This window comes from Streptomyces sp. NPDC050704 (genome assembly GCF_040654355.1).
Lineage (GTDB): Bacteria > Actinomycetota > Actinomycetes > Streptomycetales > Streptomycetaceae > Streptomyces.
Genome location: NZ_JBFAHW010000051.1, coordinates 39,733 through 62,901, shown reverse-complemented (window position 1 = coordinate 62,901; position 23,169 = coordinate 39,733). Strand labels below are relative to the sequence as shown.

At 71.8% G+C, this 23,169-nt stretch carries 20 protein-coding genes; 7 read left to right on the top strand and 13 right to left on the bottom strand.

Going from position 1 to position 23,169, the window contains the following annotated elements; translation table 11 throughout:
* Positions 1–4 precede the first annotated feature (4 nt).
* From AB0I18_RS27990 to AB0I18_RS27980, 3 genes are all read right to left on the bottom strand, one after another.
* Positions 5–3,232 carry a carboxyl transferase domain-containing protein gene (locus AB0I18_RS27990; RefSeq protein ID WP_363108351.1) on the bottom strand — a complete coding sequence of 1,076 codons (3,228 nt, stop codon included), beginning with the start codon at positions 3,230–3,232 and terminating at the stop codon, positions 5–7.
* 135 nt (positions 3,233–3,367) lie between these two features.
* Entirely contained in the window at positions 3,368–4,063 is a 696-nt protein-coding gene (locus AB0I18_RS27985) for an HAD family phosphatase (RefSeq protein WP_363108350.1), read from the bottom strand.
* A gap of 89 nt (positions 4,064–4,152) precedes the next feature.
* A complete protein-coding gene (locus tag AB0I18_RS27980; protein WP_363108349.1) occupies positions 4,153–4,629 on the bottom strand; it encodes an Lrp/AsnC family transcriptional regulator in 477 nt (158 codons plus the stop codon).
* Between the two features lie 207 nt (positions 4,630–4,836).
* On the opposite strand from AB0I18_RS27980, the gene AB0I18_RS27975 reads away from it, so the two are divergent.
* From AB0I18_RS27975 to AB0I18_RS27965, 3 genes are all read left to right on the top strand, one after another.
* The gene (locus AB0I18_RS27975) at positions 4,837–6,345 is read left to right on the top strand and encodes an FUSC family protein (RefSeq protein WP_363108367.1); all 1,509 of its coding nucleotides are present in this window, start codon (positions 4,837–4,839) and stop codon (positions 6,343–6,345) included.
* A gap of 171 nt (positions 6,346–6,516) precedes the next feature.
* Positions 6,517–7,845: a nitric oxide synthase oxygenase gene (locus AB0I18_RS27970; RefSeq protein WP_363108348.1), complete on the top strand. Its 1,329-nt coding sequence runs from the start codon at positions 6,517–6,519 to the stop codon at positions 7,843–7,845.
* A gap of 103 nt (positions 7,846–7,948) precedes the next feature.
* Positions 7,949–8,992, top strand: a complete 1,044-nt coding sequence (locus tag AB0I18_RS27965) for a lactonase family protein (RefSeq protein WP_363108347.1) — start codon at positions 7,949–7,951, stop codon at positions 8,990–8,992.
* 192 nt (positions 8,993–9,184) lie between these two features.
* Here AB0I18_RS27965 and AB0I18_RS27960 read toward each other — a convergent pair whose 3' ends face one another.
* The 4 genes from AB0I18_RS27960 to AB0I18_RS27945 all read right to left on the bottom strand — a co-directional run bounded on the left by AB0I18_RS27960 (position 9,185) and on the right by AB0I18_RS27945 (position 13,133).
* Positions 9,185–10,108: a hypothetical protein gene (locus tag AB0I18_RS27960; protein ID WP_363108346.1), complete on the bottom strand. Its 924-nt coding sequence runs from the start codon at positions 10,106–10,108 to the stop codon at positions 9,185–9,187.
* A gap of 119 nt (positions 10,109–10,227) precedes the next feature.
* Positions 10,228–11,277 (bottom strand): BadF/BadG/BcrA/BcrD ATPase family protein, encoded by a 1,050-nt coding sequence (locus AB0I18_RS27955; protein WP_363108345.1) that lies wholly within the window; start codon positions 11,275–11,277, stop codon positions 10,228–10,230.
* Positions 11,274–11,951, bottom strand: coding sequence for a uracil-DNA glycosylase (locus tag AB0I18_RS27950; RefSeq protein WP_363108344.1), 678 nt, complete (start codon positions 11,949–11,951; stop codon positions 11,274–11,276). Before AB0I18_RS27950 ends, AB0I18_RS27955 begins: the two co-directional genes overlap by 4 nt.
* 96 nt (positions 11,952–12,047) lie before the next feature.
* Positions 12,048–13,133, bottom strand: a complete 1,086-nt coding sequence (locus tag AB0I18_RS27945; protein WP_363108343.1) for an exo-alpha-sialidase — start codon at positions 13,131–13,133, stop codon at positions 12,048–12,050.
* Between the two features lie 208 nt (positions 13,134–13,341).
* On the opposite strand from AB0I18_RS27945, the gene AB0I18_RS27940 reads away from it, so the two are divergent.
* On the top strand, positions 13,342–13,914 hold the full coding sequence (locus AB0I18_RS27940) for a hypothetical protein (RefSeq protein WP_363108342.1): 573 nt from the start codon (positions 13,342–13,344) through the stop codon (positions 13,912–13,914).
* A 30-nt stretch (positions 13,915–13,944) separates the two neighbouring features.
* On the opposite strand, the gene AB0I18_RS27935 is transcribed toward AB0I18_RS27940, so the two are convergent.
* Positions 13,945–15,024: an NADH:flavin oxidoreductase/NADH oxidase gene (locus AB0I18_RS27935; RefSeq protein ID WP_363108341.1), complete on the bottom strand. Its 1,080-nt coding sequence runs from the start codon at positions 15,022–15,024 to the stop codon at positions 13,945–13,947.
* A 145-nt stretch (positions 15,025–15,169) separates the two neighbouring features.
* On the opposite strand from AB0I18_RS27935, the gene AB0I18_RS27930 reads away from it, so the two are divergent.
* Positions 15,170–15,541 (top strand): helix-turn-helix transcriptional regulator, encoded by a 372-nt coding sequence (locus tag AB0I18_RS27930; RefSeq protein ID WP_363108340.1) that lies wholly within the window; start codon positions 15,170–15,172, stop codon positions 15,539–15,541.
* Here AB0I18_RS27930 and AB0I18_RS27925 read toward each other — a convergent pair.
* Both AB0I18_RS27925 and AB0I18_RS27920 read right to left on the bottom strand, forming a co-directional pair.
* Positions 15,449–16,858 carry a nucleobase:cation symporter-2 family protein gene (locus tag AB0I18_RS27925; RefSeq protein WP_363108339.1) on the bottom strand — a complete coding sequence of 470 codons (1,410 nt, stop codon included), beginning with the start codon at positions 16,856–16,858 and terminating at the stop codon, positions 15,449–15,451. The genes AB0I18_RS27930 and AB0I18_RS27925 overlap by 93 nt on opposite strands.
* 188 nt (positions 16,859–17,046) lie before the next feature.
* On the bottom strand, positions 17,047–18,399 hold the full coding sequence (locus AB0I18_RS27920; RefSeq protein ID WP_363108338.1) for an FAD-dependent oxidoreductase: 1,353 nt from the start codon (positions 18,397–18,399) through the stop codon (positions 17,047–17,049).
* 195 nt (positions 18,400–18,594) lie between these two features.
* Here AB0I18_RS27920 and AB0I18_RS27915 point away from each other — a divergent pair, with 195 nt between their 5' ends.
* Positions 18,595–19,140 carry a DUF6214 family protein gene (locus tag AB0I18_RS27915; protein WP_363108337.1) on the top strand — a complete coding sequence of 182 codons (546 nt, stop codon included), beginning with the start codon at positions 18,595–18,597 and terminating at the stop codon, positions 19,138–19,140.
* 72 nt (positions 19,141–19,212) lie between these two features.
* Here AB0I18_RS27915 and AB0I18_RS27910 read toward each other — a convergent pair whose 3' ends face one another.
* Positions 19,213–19,890: a DUF305 domain-containing protein gene (locus AB0I18_RS27910; protein ID WP_363108366.1), complete on the bottom strand. Its 678-nt coding sequence runs from the start codon at positions 19,888–19,890 to the stop codon at positions 19,213–19,215.
* A 206-nt stretch (positions 19,891–20,096) separates the two neighbouring features.
* Between AB0I18_RS27910 and AB0I18_RS27905 the strand changes: the two genes are divergently transcribed.
* Positions 20,097–21,518 (top strand): hypothetical protein, encoded by a 1,422-nt coding sequence (locus tag AB0I18_RS27905; RefSeq protein WP_363108336.1) that lies wholly within the window; start codon positions 20,097–20,099, stop codon positions 21,516–21,518.
* On the opposite strand, the gene AB0I18_RS27900 is transcribed toward AB0I18_RS27905, so the two are convergent.
* Both AB0I18_RS27900 and AB0I18_RS27895 read right to left on the bottom strand, forming a co-directional pair.
* The gene (locus AB0I18_RS27900) at positions 21,506–22,237 is read right to left on the bottom strand and encodes a helix-turn-helix domain-containing protein (RefSeq protein ID WP_363108335.1); all 732 of its coding nucleotides are present in this window, start codon (positions 22,235–22,237) and stop codon (positions 21,506–21,508) included. The genes AB0I18_RS27905 and AB0I18_RS27900 overlap by 13 nt on opposite strands.
* Before the next feature lie 168 nt (positions 22,238–22,405).
* Positions 22,406–23,110: an HAD-IA family hydrolase gene (locus AB0I18_RS27895; protein ID WP_363108334.1), complete on the bottom strand. Its 705-nt coding sequence runs from the start codon at positions 23,108–23,110 to the stop codon at positions 22,406–22,408.
* Positions 23,111–23,169 lie beyond the last annotated feature (59 nt).

Below are 23,169 nucleotides of genomic sequence, written 5' to 3'. Positions count from 1 at the left end.
CCTCTCACCAGGTGTCGATGAACGAACGCCCGGCCCCCTGCCGAGGCATCCGGTCCCCGCCCTCGTCCGCGTGATCGTGATCGTCCAGGGCCGACAGAATCCACGCCCTCGAATCCGCCGGGTCGATCACCGCGTCGATCTCCAGCGCGGCCGCGGCATTCACCGCCTTGCCGTGCTCGTAGAGTTCGGCGACACGTTCCTCGAAGGCGCGGGCGCGGGCCGCGGGGTCGGCGATCGCTTCGAGTTCCTTCCGGTAGCCGAGCCGGACCGCGCCCTCCAGGCCCATGCCGCCGAACTCGCCGCTCGGCCAGGCGGCGGTGGCCAGGGGAGCACGCGTGGAACCGCCCATCATGGCCATCGCGCCGAGCCCGTACGCCTTGCGGAGCACCAGGCTCACGAGGGGTGTACGGAGGTTCGCGCCGATGACGAAGAGACGGGCGAAGTGCCGGACCGTGGCGGTCCGTTCGGCGTCCGGACCCACCATGAAACCCGGAGTGTCGCAGAGCGAGACCACCGGGAGTCCGAAAGCGTCGCAGAGCTGCAGGAAGCGTGCCGCCTTGTCGGCCGCGTCGCGGTCGATGGCGCCGCCCAGATGGGCCGGGTTGCTGGCGAGGAGACCCAGCGGCCGGCCCTCGACGCGGACGAGGGCCGTCAGGATGCCGATGCCGAAATCCGGCCGGAGTTCCAGGACCGATCCGATGTCCGCCAGCGCCCCGATCGCCGCGCGCATGTCGTAGGACCTTCGGCGGTTCTCCGGGACGACATGCCGCAGCAGCCGGTGGTCCGGTTCCTCCCAACTCCCTTGTGGGCCCTGGAAGTACGAGAGGTAGTGGCGAGCCGTCCGGACGGCCTCGGCCTCGTCCGCGACCGCGAGGTCCACGACTCCGTTCGGCACCTGGACGGACAGCGGGCCGACCTCCTCGGGGCGGTACACCCCGAGGCCGCCGCCCTCGATCATCGCGGGTCCGCCCATGCCGATGGTGGCCTCCGGCGTGGCGATCACCACGTCACAGCAGCCGAGCAGAGCCGCGTTGCCCGCGAAGCACCGTCCGGAAGCGATCCCGACCAGTGGCACCAGACCGCTGAGCCGCCCCATCCGGTGGAACGTCGTCACGTCGAGCCCGGCGATCGACGTGGTGTCCGTGTCCCCGGGACGGCCCCCGCCGCCCTCCGCGAACAGCACCACCGGCAGCCGCCGTTCCTCGGCGAGGTGCAGCATGCGGTCCGTCTTGCGGTGGTTCTGCAGCCCCTGTGTACCGGCGAGGACGGTGTAGTCGTACGACATCACCACGCACGGCCGGCCGTTCACCCGCCCGGTGCCGGTGACCATGCCGTCGGCCGGCGTCGAGCGGATCAGATCGTCCAGCGACCGGCGCTGCCGCTGGGCGGCGATCGCCAGTGCGCCGAACTCGGTGAACGTGCCTGCGTCGCACAGGTCCTGGATGTTCTCGCGGGCCGTACGGCGACCGCCGTCGTGGCGTCGTTCGACGGCCTCGGGGCGCTGCTCGTCCAGGCCGAAGGCGTGCCTGCGCCGAACCTCGGCCAGGTCGGGCCGTACCGCGTCGAGGTCCACCGACTCGGCGGCGGCGTCGGCGGGCGAGTCCGCCAGCCCGTCCAGCGCCACCAACAGGCGGCCCTCGCCGACCGTTTCGCCCACATGCGCGTGCACGGCCCGCACGACTCCGGCACCGGGAGCACGTACGACGTGCTCCATCTTCATGGCCTCCAGGACCAGCAACTGCCGCCCGGCGGGCACCTGGTCACCGGCGCATACGTCGACGGCGACGACCGTGCCGCTCATGGGGGCGGCCACCGCCATGCCGAGGGGCCGCGAGATGGTCACCGGGTCGCCGAGGTGCTGCGGGGAGGCCTCCTGCGACGCCAAGTGTCCTTCTGCCACCAGGTGTTGCTTGAGGTGCTCCTCGACGAAGCCCGTGTGCGCCCAGAACCCCGGGAGCGCCAGGATTTCCCGCAGGTGGGGAATCCCGGTCCGTACTCCCTCGATCGCGAACTCGCCGAGCGCCCGCCGAGCCCGTTCACAGGCCGCGGTCGCCCTGTCGTGCGGCACGTGGGCGATCACCTTCGCGAGCAACGAGTCGTAGCGCACGCCGACTTCGGTGCCCGCGCGGGCCGCGGTGTCGACCCGGACGCCAGGACCGGTGGGCACGTCGAAGCGGGTGAGCCGCCCGGTCGACGGCCGTACCGTCCCGTCAGCCGCCGTGACCTCGGCGTTGACCCGTACCTGCACGGCGAAACCGCGCGGCGGCTCGGGCGGTCCGGCCAGGCCCAGTGACGCCAGTGACTCGCCCGCTGCCAGACGCAGTTGTACGGCTACCAGGTCGACGCCCGTCACCTCCTCGGTCACCGTGTGCTCGACCTGGAGCCTGGGATTGGCCTCGATGAAGTGGAACTCCGCACCCTGGACCAGGAATTCGAAGGTGCCGAGCCCCGAGTAGCGCGTCGCCCCGGCCATCCTGAGGGAGCTCTCCAGGAGCATCTCCCGCACCTCGGCGGGGAGTTCGGGCGCCGGGGCGATCTCGATGAGCTTCTGGTGACGACGCTGGGCGCTGCAGTCCCGCTCCCAGAGATGTGTGACGGCTCCTGTCGCGTCCCCGACGATCTGCACCTCGATGTGCCGGGCACCCTCCACGAGTCGCTCGACATACAACTCGCCCCGCCCAAAGGCCTGATGCGCCTCCGAACGACAGCGCTCCCAGGCCTCGGCCAGGTCGTCGTCCGACCGGACGGCCCGCATGCCACGGCCGCCGCCCCCGCCGGTCGCCTTGACCATCACCGGCCCGCCCACCAGGAGTTCGCGCGCCTCCGCCAGGCTCGTGACACCTCGCGTACCAGCGAGAACGGGCACGCTCAGCTCGGTGGCCAGCTCCCGCGCCCGAGCTTTGTCCCCGAAGAGATCGAGGACTTCGGGGGCAGGTCCGACAAAGGTGATCCCGGCCCCGGCACACCGCCGGGCGAAGTCGGCGGACTCGCTGAGGAAGCCGTACCCGGGATGGAGGAACTCGCAGCCCGTGCGGTGCGCGGCGGCCAGCAGGGCGTCCGCGTCCAGATAGGCGGAGCCCGCCAACGGCACGGCCTCGTCGGCCAGTTGAATGTGCGCCTCGTCGCCCTCGGCGTACACCGCGACCGTCCGCAGCCCGGCCTCGGCGGCGGCACGCAGGACCCGTACGGCGATCTCCCCGCGATTGGCGACGAGTACGGCGGGAGAACCCATGAGCCCCTCCGGGGACGGGACGGGAAGCCTTCGTGACGGGCGGCGGGCTGCGGTCGGCGGTCGGTCGGGCAAGCCTGGCCATGCTCAGTGACACCGACGTCAACGTCAATCACTTCGAAGTCCCGGCCCGACAGCTCAGGCAGAACCGGCCGAGCGCGCGAGCCAGTCGTACGCAGCCCGTGCCGTGAACTCGGCCTGGCCGCCCCGCACGAGCAGCCCCGCCGTCGCGAACGCCGGGTCGTCGGCCTGCGACGCGATGTACGGGATCGCGATGCAGCGCAGGCCGGCCGCGTGAGCGGCCGCCGCACCCGGAGCGGCGTCCTCGACGACCACGCAGTCCGCCGGCACCGCCGAGAGCCGGCGCGCCGCCTCCACGAAGACGTCGGGAGCGGGCTTGCCCCGGGCGACCTCGTCGGCCGAGACGACCGTGCGCAGATACGGGTCCAGGCCCGTGGCCGCCAGGATCACCGCGATGGCCTCGCGTGAGGAGCCCGAGGCGACGGCCATCGGTACCCCGTCCCCGGCCAACAGTTCCACGAACTTCCGCATCTCCGGGAAGACGCGGGTGGACGTGCCGGCCAGCTCCAGATAACGCCGGTTCTTGTCCGCGAAGAGCACGTCGAGCGGGGTGTCGAGCGCGTACCGCTCCTTCCAGAGCGCCAGCGTCTCCCGTGTGCTGATGCCGACGTACCGCTCGTGGTCGGCCCAGGTGAAGTCCGGGACGCCCTGGTCGGCGAGTGTCTGCCGTCCCGCCTCGTAGTAGTTCGGCTCGCTGTCCACGAGTGTTCCGTCGAGATCGAAGATGACCGCTGTGCTGCCGAGAGTGCTCATGGATCCAGGATGCCAACGATCGATTCCGGATCGCGTGGATCAGTACCGGACCGTGTGGATCAGTTCCGCGTCGCGCGGATCAGTGCCGATCAGCTCCGCGTCGCGCGGCCGATCGACTCCACCAGCGGCAGCATCCGCTGCGGCACCCGCTCGCGCAGCGCCACCTCGGTCCGGGTGCGGACGACGCCCGGCAGGCTGATGAGCGCCTGGATCACGTCCTCCAGATGCCCGTTGTCCCGCGCGACGACCCGCGTCAGCAGATCCCCGCCACCGGTGATCGAGAACGCCTCGATGATCTCCGGCACCGCGGCCAGCGCGTCGCCCACCTCGTCGAGATGCCCCTGGGTGACCTCGATGTGCACGAACGCGAGCACCGGGTGGCCGAGCGCGGCGGGGGAGAGCGAGGGGCCCGTACTGGTGATCACACCGTCCCGCTCCAGCCGGTCGAGCCGGGCCTGCAGTGTGCCGCGGGCGACGCCGAGGATCCGGGCGTACTCGCGCACGCTGGCGCGCGGCTGCTCCAGGAGCAGCCGCAGGATGCGGGTGTCGAGCTGGTCCACGGCCATGGTCCGTTGGCCTCCTTGCGGTCGCGGTTGATCCATTTCGACTGTACCAATGGCCCAGTGAAACATGAGCCTGTTGAGCCACTGCCCCTCCATTGCTTACCTTGGCGGTATTCATGGCGCCGCGAAGTGCCGGACGGCAAGGAAGCCGGACCCGGACCCGCGGCGCCATTCCCATGTCCTGGGGGAGGGCTACCGACGGTGAAGAAGATGTTCATGGCTCCGGATCCGGGCCTGGTGCGGATGCGGTTCGCGCTGCGGGCGGTGCTCGGCATCGGTCTCGCGGTGACCGCGTCGGAGCTCGCCGGACTCTCGCTGTCCGCCTCGATCACGGGCGGACTCGCCGCGCTCCTCGCACTGTTCACGGTCGGCGACCCGACCGTGCGCGGCCAGGCGGTCACCACCACCCTGCTGCCCGTCGTCGGCTTCCCCGTGCTCGCCCTCGCGACCACGCTGCACACGGTGCCGGGCGTGCGGGACGCGACCTGGCTCGCCGTGATCTTCTGCGGGGTGTACGCCCGCCGCTGGGGGCCGCGCGGACACGCGCTCGGCATCTTCGCGTTCATGACCTTCTTCATCACGCAGTTCCTGCACGCCGTACCCGGCCAGCTGCCCCAGCTGTACGCCGCGATGGCGCTGTCGCTGGCCGCGTCCTCGGTGGTGCGGTTCGGCGCGTGGTGCATCGAACGGCGCACTCCGCCGCCGGTCACGCCCGCCCCGCAGGCGGCCCGCGGTCTCTCCCGGCCGACCACCCGGCAGGCCTTCCAGGCGGCGGCCGCCTGCGCCTTCGCGATGGCCGCGGGCCAGTTCCTGTCGCACGAGCGCTGGTACTGGGCGGTCGGCACCGCCTGGTGGATCTTCGTCAACACGTCCTCGCGCGGCGAGACCCTCGTACGCGGCTTCCGGCGGGTCGTCGGCACGGTCACCGGCATCGTCGCCGGGCTGCTGATCGCCGTACCGTTGGACGGTGCCCCGGCGCCCACGGCGGCGATCGTGGCCGTCTGCGTCTGGGGGATCTTCTACACCGCGGCGCTCTCGTACAGCTGGATGATGTTCTTCGTCACCGTCATGGCGGGCCTGCTGTACGGGCTGCTCGGCGTGCTGCACCCGGGGCTGCTGGGACTGCGCCTCGCGGAGACCGGCGCGGGCGCGCTCGGTGCCGCACTGGCCGTCGCACTGATCCTGCCCGTCACCACGCACGCCGTCACCGACCGCTGGGTGGGCCAGGCCGTACGCGCCGTGCACGGCTGCACCGCGGCGGCGGCCCGGCGCCTCGCCGGGGACCCCGGCGCCGATCCCGCCCCACAGGCCGCGGAACTGGAGGCGCTGCTCGGCCGGGTCCGCTTCGCGCTCGCGCCTCTCGTGCACCCCCTCAACCCGCTGCGGGCCCGCAAGGCCCGGGCCCGCCAGGTGCTCGCGCTCCTCGACGACTGCGCCCGGGAGGCCCGCGGACTCGCGTCCGTCGCCGCCGACCCGGACGCCTCGCAGGACGCCCGCCTCACCGCCGCCTGCGGGCGCGTCGAGGCAGCGGTGGAGGTACTGGTCGGCGCGGTACCGGAACGCGGCGTGGCGGCGGCTGCGGGCGTGCCGGGCCGTCCTTCCGGGGCGGCGAGCCACCACCCCGGAGCGGAGCAGGCCCTCGTCCACCTCCATGGCCTGGAACGGGCGCTCGCCGCGCTCGCCGCACCGCTGCGCGGGTCCTCGGCTGTCGGTACCTGAACCGCGCGGTACGCCCGGGAGTTGGACACCTTGCCCATGAATGAGGCAGTTTTACCGACCACGTAGAGGGTGGATCAGGCCGCCGGACGGGTAACCCCGCGGCTATCAGACGCACAGCATCCGCGGGCCGTGCGGGAGCGGCCCGCGGGCGGAGCCGCCTGGGGGTGCGCCATGCTGAATGTCCCGCAAAGAACCGGACAGGGCCTCACCGACGGCGGGAGCGCGGGCGGGTGGCTGGACAGGCTTCCGGCCGATGCGTGCCCCGCGGGCGACATGGACGACGTACGCCAGGGGCTTCCGCCATCGGCCGAGCGGCACGATCGCGGCCCTGGGAATCGCTGCCCCGAGAGCGGAGCGGCCGGAGCCGCCGCATCCCAGGTGGTCACTGCCGTGCACCTCTTCCTCGCCGCCGCCGAGTTCATCGGCCTCCACCACACCGAGGAACGGCTCGGGGACCCGGCCCGCCGCATCGCCGCCGCACATGTGGAGATCGCGGACTCGGGAACGTACCGGCACACGGCGGAGGAACTCGTCTTCGGCGCCCGGGTCGCCTGGCGCAACGCGAGCCGCTGCATCGGACGGCTCTACTGGCACTCCCTGTCCGTACGCGACCGCCGGGACGTGACGGACGCGGAGGGCGTCGCCGAGGCGTCCGCCGACCACCTGCGGGAGGCCACCCGCGACGGCCGCATCCGCGCGGTCATCACGGTCCTCGCGCCGGACGAGCCTGGCCGGCCGGGCCCACGGATCTGGAACGAGCAGCTCATCCGGTACGCCGGATACCCGCGCCCCGACGGCGGCGTCACCGGTGATCCGCGCAACGCGGGCCTCACCGCGCTCGCGCGCCGGCTCGGCTGGCCCGGCGGCCCCGGGACGCCCTTCGACGTGCTGCCGCTGGTGATCCAGGGCGTCGACGACAAACCGCGCTGGTTCGCCCTGCCGGACGACGCGGTGCTCGAAGTGCCGCTCGCCCACCCCGAGTACACCTGGTGGCGGGGGCTCGGACTGCGCTGGCACGCCGTCCCGGCCCTCGCCAACATGTGCCTGGAGATCGGCGGCATCTGCTACCCGGCCGCGCCCTTCAACGGCTGGTACATGGGCACGGAGATCGGCGCCCGCAACCTCGCCGACGCCGACCGCTACGACCTGCTGCCACACATCGCCGCACGCCTGGGCCTCGACACCCGCAACGACCGCTCCCTGTGGAAGGACCGCGCGCTCGTCGAACTCAACCGCTCCGTGCTGCACTCCTTCGACCGCGCGGGCGTCACGGTCACCGACCACCACACCGAGTCCCGCCGCTTCCTCGACCACCTGGGCCGCGAGGAGCGCAAGGGCCGCTCGGTCGGCGCGGACTGGTCCTGGATCGTGCCGCCCATCTCGGGAAGCGCCACGCCCGTCTTCCACCGCACGTACGAGGAGGTGGAGCGGCATCCCGCCTATGTGCACCATCCGGCGGCACGCGCCCGGGCGTGCGGGGAGGAGGCCGCTCCTGTGTGAGCGGCCGGGGTCCAAAACTCCTGCGCTTCAAAGCCCCACGTTTGGTCTAGGCCTTTGACTGCTACCGTCGCCCCGGACAGCGTGGCACCGAGAGGGGACGGCAGTGGCAGACGGCGACGGACGGCAGCGGCGGGCGTACATCGGCTCGTTCACGGCGGCGGGGGGTCTCGGTGTCGTCACCGCGGCCGTGGACGAGGAGAGCGGCGCGCTGACCGTGCTGAGCGCCGTGGACGGCGTGGCCGACCCCTCGTATCTCGCCCTGTCGCCCGCCGGGGACATGCTGTACGCGGTCAGTGAGACGGCACAGGGAGCGGTCGCCGCCTACCGGCTGACGGACGGCACGCCTTCCCTGAGCGGTCCGTTGGTGCCTGTCGGCGGCAGCGGACCCACGCACCTGAGCCTGTTCGACGGGCACGTCCTGACCGCCAACTACGGCTCCGGCAGCGTCACCGCCGTGCCCGTCCGCCACGACGGCGGCCTCGCCGCCGCCTCCGGCGTGCTGAGGCATGCGGGATCCGGCCCGCACACCCGGCGCCAGCAAGGGCCGCACGCCCACCACGTGCAGCCGGACCCGAGCCGCCGGTGGGCCGTGAGCGTCGACCTCGGCACCGACTCGGTGCGGGTGTGCGCGCTGCGCGACGGGGCGCTCGTACTGCACCGCGAGTTCGCGCTCCGGCCGGGCTCGGGACCCAGGCACCTCGCGTTCCATCCGGACGGCGCGCGCGCGTACGTCCTCAACGAGCTGGCGCCGACCGTCACCGTCTGCCGCTGGGACGCCGCCGAGGGCGTGATCCGGCCGGTGGGGGAGACGTCCGTGCTGCCGGACCTGCCCGACGGCGACGCCTATCCGTCCGGCATCGTCGTCTCGCCCGACGGCCGCTTCGTGTGGACCGCCACCCGCGGCCAGGACGTCCTCTCCGTACTCACGCCCGACGCGGCCGGCGAGGGGCTGCGGCTGGTGGCGACGGTGCCGTGCGGAGGCAGCTGGCCGAGGGCGCTCGCCCTCGACCCGGCGGGCCGCTTCCTGTACGTGGCCAACGAGCGCTCCGGAAACGTCGCCTGGTTCGCGGTCGACCCGGCCACGGGAGTGCCGAGCCGGGGCGGCTCGGTCAAGGCGCCCGCGGCGTCCTGCGTGGTGCTCGACTAAGGGCTCGGCTGGAAGTCCGGTACGTCGACTGCGGGTCCGTCGTGGCTGGTCGCGCAGTTCCCCGCGCCCCTTCGGGGCGCACCTAACTGTCCGGGGTCGGCCGAGGAAGCCCGCCGCAACCCCGAAGGGCCCGGCTCCGGATACCGGAGCGGGCCCTTCGGGGTTCTTCTGTGTGCGGCAGTGGCCGGCCGGTCAGCGGACCGGCGCGCCCTGCGGCTGCTGCGGCGCGATACCCAGCGCCGTCGTGTACTTCGCGAGCGCGAGCTTGCCGATCGCCGGGTACGGGCCGAGCGCCTCGGCGGCGGAACAGCCCGCCTCCTTCGCGGCGGCGTCGAGCAGACCCCCGTCGAGCTCGGGGCCGATCAGGTACGGGGCGAGCGCCAGCTGCTGGGAGCCCGAGTTGCGCAGCTGCTCGGCGGTGGCCGCGATCGCGCCGTCCTCGTCCAGCGCGGCCGCCATCACCGGCACGGCGAGCCGCGCGGCGAGCAGCATGCCGGTGATCCCGGCCGCCTGCACGGCCTCGTCACCGCCCACGGAGGCCAGGATGATGCCGTCCGCCGCGGTCGCCACGGTGAACAGCCGGGCGCGGTCGGCACGCGCCAGACCCGCCTCGGACAGGCGCACGTGCAGCGCCTCGGCGAGCAGCGGGTGCGGGCCGAGCACATCGGTCAGTTCGGCCGCCACGCGGCTCTCCATGACGGCCTGGCGGACCCGGCGCAGCAGCGCGTTGTCCGGGCCGGCGAGCAGCGGTACGACCACGGCCACGGGGCCGTCCGGCTCCGCCGCGTCCACTCCGGCGGCGCGGGCCTGCTCGAAGCGCGCGACGCGCTCCTCGGCGGCGTACGCCAGCACGGCCTGGAGCGTGGGGAACTCCGAGTCGTCCCCGTCGAGGTACCCGATCCGGGCGTCGAGGCCGGGCAGCTCGGAGCGCGCGATGCTCACGACCTCCTCGGCGAGGCTGCGAGTGGCGGCGCTGGGCGTGCCCGGCACCGCGAGGACGAACGCGGGCGCGCCCTCGGGAGCCGCCAGCGGTTCCGGTCGGCGGTGCCGGCCGGGCTGGCGGGGTCGCGGCATTCGTACTGGCAGGCCGGACGCGGGCCCAGTGGGGGAGCTCATGGCGTCGCATGTTACTGGTTTCTGGGGCTCCCCTGTTCGGAGAGGGTGCAGGTGAGCGGTATCCGTCCTGTTTTGTCTGATGAGTTACGTACGGATTGGTCTCACTTGTTATATGTGGATCAAGGCGAGTGGTCCGATGGGCGGGTTTCAGGGGCGTCCGTCACGACATACAGCATGCTGTCGTCGCGCGGGAGCGTGAGCCGGTCGCCGGCCAGGTCGAGGGCGATGCGTACGGCGCCGGAGAGGGGGTCGCCCGCGGCCGGGACCTGCCGTGCGTACGGCAGTCGCTCCGCCAGGGCCGCCCGCAGGGGGACCAGGAGGGGGTCGCCCATCTTGAACAGTCCACCTGTGAAGGCGACTTGGACCTCACCCGACGCGGCACTCTCCCCGCCATCTCTTTCGCCACCTTTGTCGGTGGGGCAGACCGCGGCCAGGGAGTCGGTGATGTGCCGGGCCGCGGCGGCCAGGATGTCCGCCGCCACCGGGTCGCCGTCGGCGCAGGCGGCCACCTCGGGGGCGAAGGACGCGAGCACGGCAGGGCGGTCCGTGCGCGGGTAGAGCTGCCCCGGCAGGGCGTGGGCCGAGCCGAACATCTCCTCGACGCGTGCCAGGAGCGGGGCAGAGCCCCCGGGCCGGCCGTCGTAGGCGCGCAACGCCGCCTCCAGGCCGGCCTGTCCGATCCAGGACCCGCCGCCGCAGTCGCCGAGCAGATGGCCCCAGCCGTCCGCCCGGTGCCAGCTCTCCAGGTCCGTGCCGATCGTGATCATTCCGGTGCCGGCCGCGACGACCGCGCCCACCCGCTGCCCCAGGGCGCCCGTGTAGGCGGTGACGGCGTCGGCGACCAGCGCGAGCCTCCGTACGCCGAGTTCACCGGCCAGCCCCGACGGCAGCTCGGCGCGCAGCGCGTCGCCCAGGCTGGTGAGGCCGGCCGCGCCGATGGCGACCGACCGGAGCGTGCCGACCCCGGCGTCGGCCATCAACTGCCGGGCCATGGGCACCAGCTGTGCCAGCAGATGCCCGGCGTCGATGCCGCGCGGGCCGGTGCGCACCGGCTCCTCGGAGGTCAGCGGAGCCGTGTCCCGGCCGCCGTCGACCGCCAGCACGGCACGCAGTCCCGAGCCCCCGGAGTCCACCCCCAGGACACCCGACCCCCCGGCGGGACGGGTCACGGCAGCTGCCAGTCCACGGGTTGGCCGCCCTGCCGGGCCAGCAGGTCGTTCGCCCGGCTGAACGGACGGGAGCCGAAGAAGCCGCGGTCCGCCGACATCGGCGACGGGTGCGACGACTCCACCGACGGCAGGTCGCCCAGCAGCGGCTGGAGATTGCGGGCGTCGCGCCCCCACAGGATCGACACCAGCGGCCCGCCCCGCGCGGCCAGTGCCCGTATCGCCTGCTCGGTGACCTCTTCCCAGCCCTTGCCGCGGTGCGCCGCCGGACGGCGCGGGGCCGTGGTGAGCGCCCGGTTGAGCAACAGGACGCCCTGCTTGGTCCAGGGGGTCAGGTCGCCGTTCGACGGCGGGGGCAGGCCCAGGTCGGTGGTCAGCTCCCGGTAGATGTTGATGAGGCTGCCGGGCAGCGGGCGCACCTCGGGCGCGACCGAGAACGACAGCCCCACCGCGTGTCCCGGGGTCGGATAGGGGTCCTGGCCGACGATCAGGACCCGGACGTCCTCGAAGGGCTGTTGGAAGGCCCGGAGCACATTGGGTCCCGCCGGGAGATAGGTGCGTCCGGCGGCGATCTCAGCGCGCAGGAAGTCCCCCATCTCGGCGATGCGTCCGGCCACCGGTTCGAGGGCCTTGGCCCAGCCCGGTTCGACGATTTCATGCAACGGTCGTGGTGCCACGGCGTCACCCTACTGCCGTACACACGTGGTCCATCAACCGGTGGCCGCCGCACCGCGCAGAGTGGTATGTGCCGTGAAGGTCACGGGTGTTGGGAGTCAATCGATCACCGCGGCCCGTACGCACAGCACGTCCGGCAGATGGGAGGCCAGCTGCCGCCAGCTGTCCCCGTCGTCGGCGGACGCGAACACCTCTCCGTTGCGATTGCCGAAGTACACGCCCGCCGGATCCGCGCCGTCCGTGCAGAGCGCGTCGCGCAGCACCGTGCCGTAGTGGTCCTCCTGCGGCAGTCCCGCCGAGAGGGCCTCCCAGCTCTTGCCCGCGTCCGCCGTGCGGTAGACCCGACATCGGCGGTCGGCGGGTACCCGGTCCGAGTCGGCGGTGATCGGGAACACGTACGCCGTGTCCCCGCGGTGCGGATGGGCCGCCACCGCGAAACCGAACGTGGACGGCAGCCCCTCGCCGATGTCCGTCCAGTGCGTCCCCGCGTCGTCGCTGCGGAACACCCCCCAGTGGTTCTGCAGATACAGGCGGTCCGGCGTCACCGCGTCCCGCGCGACCTTGTGCACGCACTGCCCGAACTCCGGATCCGGGTCGGGCAGGAACACCGCGGAGACACCGGAGTTGGAGGGCTCCCAGCTCTCCCCGCCGTCCTTGGTGCGGAAGACACCGGCGGTCGAGACGGCGACCGTCACCGCGCGGGGGTCGCGCGCGTCGGTGAGGACGGTGTGCAGGCCCTCTCCGCCGCCGCCCGGCACCCACTGCGAGCGGGAGGGGTGCTCCCAGAGCGGGCGCACCAGCTCGAAGGACTCGCCGCGGTCCGTCGAGCGGTACAGCGCCGCCGGTTCCGTGCCCGCGTACACCACGTCCGGCTCGGCCGCCGCCGGGTGCAGCTGCCACACCCGCTCCAGCGAGGCTCCGGTGTCCTCGGGGAACTTGACCGCGGGCTTCGCCGGCTCGGTCCAGGTGCGGCCCAGGTCGTCGGAGTGGAACACGGACGGTCCCCAGTGCGCGCTGTCACCGCCGACGAGGAGCCGCGGCACGTCACCTCGGGTGTCGATGGCGATCGAGTACACGGCCTGTGCGTTGAAGTACGGACTCTCGTCGAACTCCCAGTCACCGCCGCGCCGCCGCCCGACGAACAGTCCTTTGCGCGTGCCTACGGTGAGCAGTACCTCGGCCATGAAGACCACCTCCGGACGTCGTTGTCTCAGGTACGGGCCAGTCTGCACCCCGGCACTGACAGTCACCCCCGGACGCGGCGTCGCCGCAGGTCAGAGCCCTCCCCATAGCGGTCGGCGATGTGGTGAACATCTCGGTCTGAGCACCCCGGCGACCCCTCCCGTATGGAAAGGGGATCAGGTGTGTGCTCGCGACGAGGAGGGGCCTTCGATGGCGGCGTTACGTGGTCCGAGGGTGTTGCTGTGGCGATGGTGGCCCAATCCGCTGCGGCGCCGCAGTGACGCGCTGGAAGCCTGGATCGTGCTCGCCGCGTGGACGCTGACCCTGCTCGCCGGGGTCCTCGCGGGCCTGGCGACCGCGCGGTCGGTCGAGCACAGCCTCGACCGGGAGCGGGCCGAGTGGCGCGCCGTGCCCGCGCTGCTCACCGAGCGCGCGCCCGGCACCACCACCACCGGAGCCGAGCGAGTGTGGGCGAGGGTTCGCTGGACCGCGGCGGACGGTTCGGCGCACACCGGCCAGACCCGGGTCGAGGCGGGCAGCACGGCCGGCACGGCGGTCACCGTGTGGAACGACCGTGACGGCCGGCTCGCCACCAGGCCCGCCACCGAGGCCCAGGCCGACCTGCGGGCGGCACTGGTCGGGACGCTGGCGGGGATGAGCGCCGCCGTCCTGCCCTTCGCCGGCGGCCGGACCGTACGCGGCCGTCTGGAGCGGCGGCGGATGGAGGCGTGGGACGCGGAATGGGAGCAGGTCGGTCCCCAGTGGGGGTGGAAGACGGGCTGACCAGAAGACGGGCTGAGCGGGGGAGGAGCGTCAGACGGAGCGGTGGTACTGGTCCGGCACGTGCACGTCGGCTCCGAGTTCGCGGGCCGCGAGCCGGGCCCACGAGGGGTTGCGCAGCAGTTCCCGGCCCAGCAGCACAGCGTCCGCCTCGCCGTTGGCGAGGATCTTCTCGGCCTGCTCGACCTCGGTGATGAGTCCGACGGCGGCGACGGCCATCGACGTCTCGTTCCTGACGCGCGCGGCGAAGGGCACCTGGTAGCCCGGGCCCACGGGGATGCGTACGCCGGACGCGTTGCCGCCGGTGGACACGTCGAGCAGGTCCACGCCGTGGTCCGCCAGTTCGGCGGCGAAGCGGACCGTGTCGTCGGCCGTCCAGCCGTCCTCGTCCAGCCAGTCGGTGGCCGAGATGCGGAAGAACAGCGGCTTGTCGGCGGGCCAGACCTCGCGCACGGCGTCCACGACTTCGAGGGCGAGGCGCACCCGGTTCTCGTACGAGCCGCCGTACGCGTCCGTACGCCGGTTGGAGTGCGGGGAGAGGAACTCGCCGATCAGGTAGCCGTGTGCGCCGTGGATCTCGGCGATCTCGAACCCGGCGGCCAGTGCCCGGCGCGCGGCGTCGGCGAACTGCCCGACGACCTCCTGGATCCCGTCCACGGTGAGCTCGGTCGGCACCGGGTGGTTGTCGTCGAAGGCGACCGGGCTCGGGCCGAGCGGCTGCCAGCCGTAGGCGTCAGGACCCACCGGCGCGCCGCCCTTCCAGGGCTGGTCGGTCGAGCCCTTGCGGCCGCTGTGCGCGAGCTGCACCCCGGGGACCGTGCCCTGCCCCTTGAGGAAGCGCGTGATCCGCCGGAACGCGTCGATCTGAGTGTCGTTCCAGATGCCCAGGTCGTACGGAGAGATCCGGCCCTCGGGGCTGACCGCGGTGGCCTCGACGATGATCAGGCCGGTCCCGCCGGCGGCGCGCGCCGCGTAGTGGGCGAAGTGCCAGTCGTTCGGAGCGCCTGCCTCCGGGCCCACCGGTGCGGCGGAGTACTGGCACATGGGCGGCATCCACACCCGGTTGGGGATGGTGATGTCGCGCAGGGTGTAGGGCTCGAAGAGCGCGCTCACGGCAGACTCCATTCGTGACAGGGGTCGGTGTACGACTCGTACGATAGGCATCGTAGTACGGCGGATGTCAAACTACGAGGACTCTCGTACAATCTCGTAGAATGGGTTCTCCGGAGACCTCCGGACCCGACGGACTGGAGCCGCCGTGACGACCGCCGCCCCGACCAGCAGCAGCCGCGATCTTCCGCACCCGGCGACCGGGGAGATCCGGTTGGAGGCCGTGCTGCACGCGCTCTCCGACCCGATGCGGCTCCTGGTCGTGCGAGAGCTCGCCGCCGTCGGCGACGAGCTCTCCTGTTCGCACTTCGATCTGCCGGTCACCAAGTCCACCACCACGCACCACTTCAGGGTGCTGCGCGAGGCCGGGGTGATCCGGCAGATCTACCGGGGCACGGCCAAGATGAACGGGCTGCGCCGGGACGACCTAGACGATCTCTTTCCGGGGCTTCTCGACAGCGTCCTCACTGCCGCCGCCGGTCAGGCCGCCCGCCTCGGGGGCGACCTCGGGGGCGGCTGAACCGCCTTTACCCGGAAGGTGGTTGAAGAGCAGGTTCAGCACGATCGCGGTCAGGCAGCCCGCGCTGATGCCGCTGTTCATCACCGTCTGGAACCAGTCCGGGAACTTCTCGTACACCGTCGGCACACCGACCGGCAGCATGCCCACGGCGACCGAAACGGCCACCACCGTCAGGTTGTTGTTGTCCTTGAACTCCACCTGAGCCAGCGTCCGCAGCCCGCTCGCGGCGACCGTCCCGAACATCACCAGGCCCGCGCCGCCGAGCACCGGGGCCGGTATCGCCGCGACCACCGCGCCCAGCTTGGGCAGCAGGCCGAGCAGGACGAGGATGCCGCCCGCCGCGGCGACGACCCAGCGGCTGCGGACCCGCGTCATGCCGACGAGGCCGACGTTCTGCGCGTACGCCGTGTACGGGAAGGTGTTGAAGACGCCGCCGAGGACCGTGGAGAGGCCGTCGGCGCGCAGGCCGTCGGAGAGCGTACGGGGCTCGATCTTCCGGTCGGTCATCTCGCCGACCGCGATGAAGTCGCCTGTCGTCTCGGTCATCGTCACCAGCGCCACGACCAGCATCGACGCGATCGCCGACGCCTCGAAGGTGGGCGCGCCGAAGTGGAACGGCGTACTGATCCCCAGCCAGTCCGCGTCCCCGACCCCGCCGAAGTCCGTGAAGTCGAACGGCACCGCGACCGCGAGCCCCACCACGATGCCGAGCAGTACCGCGATCCGGCTCAGGAAGACCGGCGCGAACCGTTGCACGGCGAGCACCACCGCGAGGACGAAGGCCGCGAGCCCCAGGTTCTTCGGCTCGCCGAAGTCGGGTGAACCGACCCCGCCCGCCGCCCAGTTGCCCGCCACCGGCAGCAGCGAGAGGCCGATGATCAGGATCACCGTGCCCGTGACGAGCGGCGGGAAGAACCGCAGCAGCTTCCCGAAGACCGGTGCCAGCAGGATGATCGCGAGCCCGGCGACGATCACGGACCCGTAGATGGCGGGCAGCCCGCCGTCGCCCGTGCCGATCAGCACCATCGGCCCCACGGCCGCGAACGTGCACCCCTGCATGATCGGCAGCCGCACCCCGAAGCGCCAGAAGCCGACGCACTGGATGAGCGTCGCGATACCGCACAGCAGCAGATCGGCCGTGATCAGGTACGCCATGTCCGCGGGCGACAGCTTCATCGCGCTGCCCACGATCAGCGGGACCGCCACGGCTCCCGCGTACATCGCGAGGACGTGCTGCAGCCCGAACGCGGCGAGGTGGCGGACGGGTGGGACCTCGTCCACGGGGTGCACTTGACGTGCGGGGGTGGTGGTTGCCATGGGCACTCCAGGGGCGGCGGGGGAGCGGGGACTGTTCGTGACCGTATGCGGGTTGAACAGTTTGTTGATTTCCGGTCTGTTGCCGGTAGGTGTCCTGCCCAGAGGAGCGCTTGTGACTCTGCTGCGCGTGCGAGGCCGTAGGGAATCTGCGGGCCGGTCGTGGCTGGTCGCGCAGTTCCCCGCGCCCCTTAGGGGGCGCCTGCTGCTCGGGCCGCTTGCATCAGTGACCGCCAGTCGGGGAGCTTTACCACGCCTCGGCCCAGCGAAGCGCCCAGCTCCGCCTCTGCTCGTTCGATTGCCTGCCAGCCCGTCCACTCGACCGGGCTCAGGCCCTCCGTGCGCAGGACGTTGAGGGGATCGTCCGGGACCTCGCGTTGTGCGAGGGCCGGGGCGTCCTCCAGTAGTGAGGTCACCGTCTCCTTCGCGCACGGGCGGTTGGTGCCGATCACGCCTGTCGGGCCGCGCTTGATCCAGCCGGCCACGTACTCGCCCGGTGCCACCGAGCCGTCCCGCAGGACGCGGCCCGCCAGGTGCGGCACGGTGCCGTGTTCCGCGTCGAACGGCAGCCCGTCAAGCGGCACTCCGCGGTAGCCGACCGAGCGGAGTACCAGCTGGGCCTCGATGTCCTCGTACCGCCCCGTGCCCGTCACGCCGCCGTGCCCGTCCGGCACCGTCCGTTCGAAGCGCACCGCGCCCACGCGCTCGCCCTCGGGGAGCAGTTCGACCGGGCGCAGGAAGAAGCGGAGCCGGATCCGCCGGGAGCCTCCGCTCGGCGGCCGCTCGGCCCAGCCGCGCATCACCTCGACGTTGCGGCGCTGTGCGGCGGGCAGGCCGGAAGGGTCCGCGTACCCCGGATCGAGCGCCAGCTCCGCCGGATCCACGACCACGTCGGTGTCCGGCAGGCCGCCCAGCTCACGCAGCTCCTTGGTGGTGAAGCGGGCCTGCGACGGGCCGCGGCGCCCCACCATCTGGATCTCCCGCACCTGGCTGTGGGACAGCGCGGCGAGTGCACCCTGCGGCATGTCGGTGGGGCTCAGCTCCGCGACGCCGCGGGCCAGGATCCGGGTCACGTCCACCGCCACGTTCCCGACGCCGATGACCACCGCCGCCCGTGCGCCGGGCACGAATCCGTCGGACACGGCGTCCGGGTGAGCGCTGTACCAGGACACGAACTCGGTCGCCGACCAGCTGCCGGGCAACTCCTCGCCCGGCACCCCGAGGCGGCGGTCGGCGGCGGCACCCACGCAGTACACGACCGCGTGGTACAGCTCCCGCAGCCGAGCCGTCGGCAGCCCGTCCGGGCCGACCCGCACGCCGCCCAGGAACCGCACCCGCTCGTGCTCCAGGACCGTCCGCAGATTGTTCTGCAGCGACTTGATCTTCTCGTGGTCCGGCGCCACGCCGTAGCGCACCAGACCGTACGGGCACGGCAGCCGGTCCAGGACATCCACTCGGACCCCGGGTACCTGACTCTGTTGGACGAGACTCTGCGCGGCGTAGACCCCACTCGGCCCCGACCCCACGACGGCCACTCGCAGCACGGCGGAACCCCTTCCCCGACCAGAACGAGGAGATCGCTGCTGGTTCCAGCATCGCACCGCATCGCGCGCTCGGGGAGGGGGAGGAGCGCGGTGCCGTCGCGAGAGGGCGCACGGTGCTGCGCCGACGGGGTGCCGTGCCATGTCAGCATGCGTGCCTGCTCGCAGCGAATGTGATTATGCGGTTACGTTGCGTATGTGCTGGAACCATACTTTCTTCATCTTTCGGATCACTTTGGGCCGGATGCCGCGGTATCTGTGTGGCCCGCCTGGGAAGTGCGGGAGCACGACACCGCCACGACGTGGTGCAACGTCAGGCTGTCCTTCAACGGTGACGATGACGGCGCCGACGCCGTCCGGGTCGACGTACTCGCCGTGGTCTGCGACGGATACGTCTCCATCGAGGACGTACGTGCCCAACCGGCGCTGTCCCTCGACGACTTGGCGGCGCTTCCGGACTGGATCGAGGGCCCGCTCCTGGAGGCGTGCGGGGGCGCGGCCGTGACGGCGGGCGCTGCCCCCGAGGGCCAGGCGCCGGACAAGCGCCACGCGCGCCCCGCCCCGCCGCGCGGCACCGAGGGCCGGCGGCTCGTGGCCGAGGAGTATCTGGCGGCCCAGGAGGCGGGCCGGGATCCGGTGCTCGCGGTGATGTCAGTGACCGGCCGCAGTCGACGCCGCTCGCTCAGGCTGATCGCCGGCGCGCGGGACGCGGGCTTCCTGACGCCGCGCCACGCCCGCCGCTGAAGGACCCGCGCCCCTCGCCGTCCGATGCCGAAGGCCGGCTCAGACCTGCGCCGTCCGGTGCGGAGGGCTCCGTCAGGACATGTCGCGCATCCTGCTGATCTCGGCCGTCTGCTGCGCGATCACGTCGTCGGCCATCTCGCCGATCTGGATGTTGTTGCCCTGCGAGAGGACGTCCGTGGCCATGGTGATCGCCCCGGTGTGGTGGGTGATCATCAGCTTCAGGAAGAGCTGGTCGAACGCGTCGCCGTCGGCCGCGCGCAACTTCTTCAGCTGCGCCTGGGTCGCCATGCCCGGCATCGTCTCCTGACCGTGGCCGTCGCTGTTGCCGTCGCTGTGGCCGTGCTCGCCGCTCGTCTTCTTGTCGCCGTGGGTCTTGAGCCAGCCCTCCATGGAGTCGATCTCCGGACCCTGCGCGGCCGCGATCCGCTCGGCGAGCCGCTTCACGCCGGTCGACCGGGCGCGCTTCGGGGCGAGTTCGGTCATCTCCAGCGCCTGGGTGTGATGCTCGATCATCATCCGCGCGTAGTCGATGTCGGCCGAGTTGGGGGTGTCGTCGTCGGTGCGTTGCTTGGCGGCGTCCTCGGCGGAGAGCGTCTCGGCGGCCTCGCCCGGCTTGCCCGGTGCGATCACCGAAGGGCCGGTCCCCGAGGCGGACCTGGGCTCGTCGTCCGAGCCGGTGCAGCCGCCGAGCGCGAGGACGCCGGCCGTGACGGATGCCGCGATCAAACGACGAGACGTACGGCGGGACATACGGCGAGAGGGCACAGCGACCTCCTGTGACACGTGAATCGGCAGACACCTCACGAGAGTTGTTGACCGTCCTAGCACGCTTCGGCGTGCCGTTGATCAAAAACATTCATTACGAGTGTGTTGCCACCTATTGATCTGTACATGATGAAGACGATACTGCGGGGGTGCCTGAACCGTTCGACCACGAACGACTGAGGGAGGACGCAGTGACCCTGTTTCACAGCCACCGAACGCGGCGCAGACGTCTGGGAGTTGCCGCCACCGCGGCGGGACTCCTCGCCGCACTGCTGACGGCCGCTCCGGCGATCGCGAGCGACGAGATACCGGGGCAGGACGAAATCGTCCACTCGGACAACATCGAGCACATCACGAACATCCCCAAGGACGCGCTGCCCGGCACCAACTCGGACCTCGCCTTCCAGGGCAGGTACGCGTTCGCCGGAAACTACGACGGCTTCCGCATCTTCGACATCAGCAACCCGAAGGCCCCGAAGACGATCTCCCAGGTGCTCTGCCCGGGCTCGCAGAACGACATCTCAGTCTCCGGCGACCTGCTCTTCCTCTCCACCGACTCCTCGCGCAGCGACAACTCGTGCAGCAGCACCTCGCAGCCCGCGACCGAGAAGTCGTCGTGGGAGGGCATGAAGGTCTTCGACATCAGCGACAAGAAGAACCCCAAGTACGTCGCCGCCGTCGAGACCGCCTGCGGCTCGCACACCCACACGCTGGTGCCGGAGCGCAGGAACGTCTACGTCTACGTCTCCTCGTACTCGCCGAGCACCGCGTTCCCCGACTGCCGGCCGCCGCACGACGGCATCTCGGTCATCAAGGTGCCGCGCAGTGCCCCCGAGAAGGCGGCGGTGGTGAACTTCCCCGTCCTCTTCCCCGGTGAGGGACCGGACGGCGGCGGCAACCCGGGCGGGCCAACCAACCCGGGCGTCTCCAAGACCACCGGCTGCCACGACATCACCGTGCTGCCCTCCGAGGACCTCGCGGCGGGCGCCTGCATGGGCGACGGCATCCTGTTCGACATCAAGGACCCGGAGCATCCGAGGATCATCGACCAGGTCCAGGACAACGTGAACTTCGCGTTCTGGCACTCGGCGAGCTTCAACCAGAAGGCCGACAAGGTCGTCTTCGTCGACGAGCTGGGCGGTGGCGGTGCGGCCACCTGCAACGAGGCCGTAGGGCCGAACCGCGGCGCCAACGGCATCTACGACATCGTCGGCAAGGGCGACAACCGCAAGCTCGTCTTCAAGAGCTACTTCAAGATCTCCCGCCACCAGGCGGACACGGAGAACTGCGTGGCGCACAACGGCTCGCTGATCCCGGTCAAGGGCAAGGACATCATGGTCCAGGCCTGGTACCAGGGCGGTATCTCCGTCTGGGACTTCACCAACTCCTCGAAGCCCAAGGAGATCGCCTACTTCGAGCGCGGCCCGATAGCCACCGACCGGCCCACCTTCGGCGGCTCTTGGTCGGCGTACTACTACAACGGCTACATCTACTCGAACGACACCGCCAAGGGCTTCGACGTCCTGAAGATCAACGACCGTCGTACGGACCCGGCGAAGCGGGTCCGCCTGGGCGAGCTGAACGTCCAGACGCAGCCGGACTACTTCGACTGACCGGCCACGTCCGTCGCAGGGCCTCCCGCACGGCCATCCGCACGGCCTCCTCCGCGGCCTGTCCCGCGGCTTTCGGGAGCGAAGAACCGTGAGAGGTCCTCACGGCAGGTCTCGTCGGGTGCTTCGGCGTCCGGCGGGACTCCCCGCTCCCAGTCGATGCCGTAGCGCCGGAACAGCTCGGACCGCAGGGCCGCCACGGGCATCGGGGCGCCGGGCACGAGAGCCGCGTACACCGCGCCCATCAGCACCGCGCGCAGCATCGGGTAGTCGACGGCCGCGTCCGCCGAGCGGTAGCGGGCGACGGTCTCGCCGAGCAGCTCCGCCAGTCGCCGCTGCTCGACGCACTGCATGAACCCCTCGCCCTGGAGGATGCCCGCCATGTGCTGGCGCATCAGCACGGGGTGGTCCCGGGCGAGGCCCAGGATGGCGTCGATGGCCCGTGCCATGAGTTCCTGGCCGTCCTCGGTGCGCGGCTCGCGCTCCAGCGCCTCCTCCAGCGTGCGGTGCATCAGCCGGTGCACGGCCGACTGGACGAGCTGGCGTTTGCCGGGGAAGTAGTACGAGACGAGACCGCGGGCCGAGCCCGCGTGGTCCGCGATGTCGCCCAGTGTCGTGGCCTCGTACCCACGCTCACTGACCAGTTCGAGAGCCGCCTGCAGAAGCCTCTCCCGGGAGCGCCGCCGCAGCTCTTCATTGACCGATGCGCTGCGAGGGGACATCCTGTACTCCTGCGTTGACTGGCTGCCAGCCAACTATACTCAGAACGTTCGGTCAGTCCTCTGAAGGGGGATTCTCACCGGGCTGCCGTTCGCTCGGGGCGACGCGGGGGATCGCCTCGGGCGGGCGGCTGGTACACACCTGGGTCCCGCGTCGGCAGGCGCCCCGGATCAGCGGCGGTGCGCGCCCACCAGGTCCAGTACGGGCAGAAGTCCGTCCGGCCGTTCGGCGACCGGCAGATGGTCGACGAAGTGCACCTCGCAGCCCAGGGCGGCGGCGCCGCCGTCCGCGTGCCGGTTGTCGCCGACCATCAGGGTGTCCCGCGGGTCGGCCCCGAGAGCCTGGCAGGCCGTGGCGAACAGCCTGGGGTCCGGCTTCTGGATGCCGTGCTCGTACGACATGACGTACGCGCCGACGTACCGGTCGAGGCCGTGGTCGCGGAACACGGGCCGCAGGTCCCAGCCGATGTTGCTCACCACCCCGACCGGGACACCGCGCTCGCGCAGCGCGCCCAGCACCTCGGCCGCGTCAGGATAGGGCCGCCAGGCGGCCGGAGCCATATGGCGGTCGTACAGCGCGTCGTGCAGCCCCGGATCGGGAAGCGCCACCTGGCGGGAGAGGCCGGTGTACGTGGCCCGGTGCAGCTCGGCGCTCTGGTCGCGGATGTCCCACAGGGCGGCCACGTCGTCCGGCAACGGTCCCGACGGGTCGGCCCCGCCCGGGAGCGCGCCCACGGTCTCCAGCTCCTTCGCCGTCCGGATCAACTCCGGGTCCGGGAGGGAGACTTCGGCCTCGGCGAGTACCGCGCGCAGCCAGGACTCGGTGGATTCGATACGGAAAAGGGTTCCGGAGAAGTCGAACAACACGGCAGCCATGGGCTGGACTTTACCGGCGCTTTTGTCCAACGCGTGGCTGCCGTGGGGGAGTCGGATCG